3 protein-coding genes are annotated in these 3,556 nt (G+C 73.5%); all 3 read right to left on the reverse strand.

From position 1 onward, the window contains the following. Window positions 1–388: 388 nt before the first annotated feature. Window positions 389–1,558 carry an SRPBCC family protein gene (locus ACFSHS_RS06270; protein WP_376873194.1) on the reverse strand — a complete coding sequence of 390 codons (1,170 nt, stop codon included), beginning with the start codon at window positions 1,556–1,558 and terminating at the stop codon, window positions 389–391. A gap of 143 nt (window positions 1,559–1,701) precedes the next feature. Then, the gene (locus ACFSHS_RS06275; RefSeq protein WP_376873197.1) at window positions 1,702–2,556 is read right to left on the reverse strand and encodes an FAD binding domain-containing protein; all 855 of its coding nucleotides are present in this window, start codon (window positions 2,554–2,556) and stop codon (window positions 1,702–1,704) included. A 28-nt stretch (window positions 2,557–2,584) separates the two neighbouring features. Beyond that, window positions 2,585–3,556, reverse strand: a 972-nt coding sequence (locus ACFSHS_RS06280; protein ID WP_376873200.1) for a xanthine dehydrogenase family protein molybdopterin-binding subunit, incomplete at its 5' end; no start/stop codon positions are given.

A 3,556-nucleotide genomic window follows, 5' to 3' on the forward strand; every position in this document is an offset into this window, starting at 1 on the left:
CAGCGCGATCTCGGCATCGCTCCGGGCCCCGACCGGCAGCAGCTCACCCAACCGGCTGGGTCGCGCCGTCACCCCCGCCGGCAGCACCTCCACCGGACAGGGCGCCACATCCAGCGGCGCCACCGTCACCGCGACCCCGAACCCGACCTCGAACACATGAGCGAATCTACGGACGAGGTCTGACACCTTCCGGCCGTCTACCAGCGCGTCCTAGGAATGTCACGGGATGTCGGCTCGGCCCGCGAAGGCATCAGACGTGTGGCTGACGAGCGCCACCACCAGATGTGACAGAGGGCATCGGGCCGCCACCGTTGTCATGCACCGCGGCCAGAGCCAGGGGGCGGGGACCACGGTCGAGATCGACGGCGGAACCGCGGAGGTCCTCCGGTCAGGCGCGACGCCGCCGGCGGCGGCGCCGGATCAGCAAGGCGACGACCAGCACCACACCCGCGACCCCGGCGGCCGGAGCCGCGTACCGGGCCATGGCGGCCCCACCGGCGACCTCGAGCAGGTCGATCGGCTCGGGCTCCTCCTGCGGGCGGGTCACGACGCGCGGCCCGGCGGACGGCACGCTGCGCACCGGCGCCCCGGACGGCGGGCGGCTGGGCGGCGCGGTGGGGCCTCCGGGCGGACCGCTGGGTGCCTTCCCGGCGGGGGCGGTGTCGGCCGCCGCAGGTGCGGTGTCGGCCGCCGCAGGTGCGGTGTCGGCCGCCGCAGGTGCGGTGTCGGCCGCCGCAGGTGCGGTGTCGGCCGCCGCAGGTGCGGTGTCGGCCGCGGCGGGGGCGGCGTCCAGGGGCGGGACGGCCTGCACCGGAGCGGTCGCGTCCGGCGCGGCCTTGGCCGGTGCTGCCTTCTTGGCCGCCGCTGCCTTCTTGGCCGGAGCGCTCTTCTCCGGCTCCACGGCGCTGGTGGCGCTGACCTTGTCGGTCGCGGCCGCGGCGGCCTTCTTCGTTCCTGCGGCCGCCTTCTTCACGGCCTTGCCGGCGGCCCCGTTGCCGGCGGACCCCTCGGCGGCGGCGGCGATCTCCTCGACCGCCCCGGCCGCCGTCGCGGCGGCCTTCTGCGCAGCGGTCTCCTCCGCGGCGGCCGCCCGGGCAGCATCACCCTGGGCGTCGCCCTCGCCGAGCTGGGCCGCGAGCTTGTCGGCGAACTGGCCGAGCAGCTTGTTCCCGACATCGGTCATCACGCCCCGGCCGAACTGGGCGGGCCGGCCGGTGATGTTGAGGTCGGTCAGCACGTCGACCCGCGTGATCGAGCCCTCGGCCGCGAGCTTCGCGGTGATCGTGGCCGCCGCCGTGCCGTTGCCGCGCTGGTCCTTGCCCCGGGCGTCGATGACCGCGCGGTGCGCGGCCTCGTCCTTCTCGATGAACGACGCCTTGCCTTGGTAGGTGAGGTTGATGGGCCCCAGCTTGACCTTGACCCGCCCGGTGAAGTCGTCGCCATCGACGGAGTCCAGCGCGGCACCGGGCATGCACGGCGCGATGCGCTCGATGTCGAGGAGGACCCGCCATGCCTCGTCGACGGGGACGGGAACGGTGAACGAGTTCTCCAGTTGCACGGCTGACCTCCTGGCTGTGCGTGCCGGCCGGTCCACCCCGCACAGGGATGGACCGGCCGGGACGGACGGGTACGGACCGGCGTGGCCCCGTCCAGGGCGCCGCCCCGAGCCTGCGAGGGGTGGGGAGGACGGGGTCCTTCAAGCTACAACCCGGCGGCCGCCGTCACCGCCCGGCGGGTCAGCACCGTAGCGAGGTGCTGCCGGTAGTCGGCCTGGGCGTTGAGGTCGCTGCTCGGGCTGGTGCCCTCGGCCGCGTGGGACGCCGCGTCGGCGATCGCCTCAGGGGTCGCCTCGGCGCCGGCCAGCGCCTGCTCGACCGCCGTCGCCCGCAGCGGGGTCGGGCCCATGTTGGTCAGCCCGATCCGCGCCTCGGCGATCCGGTCGCCCTCGCGGCGGACCAGCGCCGCCACCGCGACGATCGACCACGCCTGCGCCACCCGGTTGAACTTCTCGTAGCGCATGCCCCAGCCCTCGAGCTTCGGGACGCGGATCTCGACGAGCAGCTCCCCCTCCTCCAGCGCGGTGGTGAGGTAGTCGACGAAGAAGTCCGCGGCCGGAACGGTCCGCCGCCCCTCGAGCCCGGCGATCACGAACTCCGCGTCCAGGGCCAGGGCCACCGCCGGCAGGTCACCGGCCGGGTCGGCGTGCGCCAGAGCGCCCCCGAAGGTGCCGCGGTGCCGCACCTGCCGGTCGGCCACCGTCTCGGTGGCCTCCGCGATGATCGGCGCGTACCGGCCGATCAGCGGGTCGCCGATGACGTCGGAGTGCGTGGTCATCGCCCCGACGACGATCGCGTCACCCTCCTCCCGCACTCCACGGAGCTCGGCCACCTTGGTCAGGTCGACCACGGTCTCGGGAGCGGCCAGCCGCAGCCGCATGACCGGGATCAGCGACTGCCCGCCGGCGAGGATCTTCACGTCCTCGCCGCCCTCGGCGACCGCCTGGAGGGCCTCGTCGACGGTGGTGGGACGGGCGTAGGCGAACGGAGCGGGGATCATGGCTCGACTCCTTCGTCGTTCTCGCGGATCACAGCGCACCTCCGGGCGTCTCGTCGCCGGACGCGAGGGGAGTGGAGGCGGAATCGAGGCCCTGGGCGGTGGTCACGGCCGCCGCGCGGCCGCCGCCGTCCCCGCCCTGATGGATGGCCCGCCAGACCCGTTCCGGGGTCAGCGGCATCCGTATGTCGCTCACCCCGAGGTGGCGGACGGCGTCGAGCGCCGCGTTGACGACGGCAGGGGTGCTGGCGATCGTGCCGGCCTCCCCGACGCCCTTGGCCCCGATCGGGTTGCTCGTCGCCTGGTGGATGGTGTTGCTCGTCTCGAAGTGCGGCAGGTCGGCGGCCGAGGGGACCAGGTAGTCGACGAAGGTGCCGGTCGTGAGGTTGCCGTCGGCGTCGTAGACCGCCTCCTCGAACAGTGCCTGGGCGATGCCCTGGGCGAGGCCACCGTGCACCTGACCCTCGACGATGAGCGGGTTGACGACGGTCCCGATGTCGTCGACGCAGGCGTACTTCCGGATCTTCACCATGCCGGTGTCGGTGTCGACCTCCATGGCGCAGATGTGCGTCCCGTGCGGGAAGGAGAAGTTCACCGGGTCGAACGTCGCCTCGGCGTCGATCGACGGTTCGACGTCGTCGGGGTAGTTGTGCGCGGCGAAGACTGCCAGGGCGATCTCCTGGATGCTCAGACCGGTGCCGGGCGTGCCGCGCACGGAGAACTTCCCGTCGGCGAAGTCCAGGTCGTCCTCGCTGGCCTCGAGCAGGTGCGCGGCGACCTTGCGCGCCTTGGCGACGACCTTGTCGGCCGCCTTCACCACCGCCGCGGCACCGACGACGAGAGAGCGTGAGCCGTAGGTGTCCATGCCCTTCGGGGCGATGGACGTGTCGCCGTGCAGCACCTCGATGTCCTCGAACGGGACGCCGAGGTGGTCGGCGACGATCTGGCTCCACGCCGTCTCGTGGCCCTGGCCGTGCGGGCTGGTGCCCGTGACGACCTCAAC

This window comes from Blastococcus deserti (genome assembly GCF_042682525.1).
In the GTDB taxonomy this organism is placed as follows: Bacteria; Actinomycetota; Actinomycetes; order Mycobacteriales; family Geodermatophilaceae; genus Blastococcus_B; species Blastococcus_B deserti.

Excerpts from the sequence above, each read along its gene's own strand:
- ACFSHS_RS06275 (WP_376873197.1), bottom strand. The coding sequence starts at position 2,556 with ATGATCCCCGCTCCGTTCGCCTACGCCCGTCCCACCACCGTCGACGAG.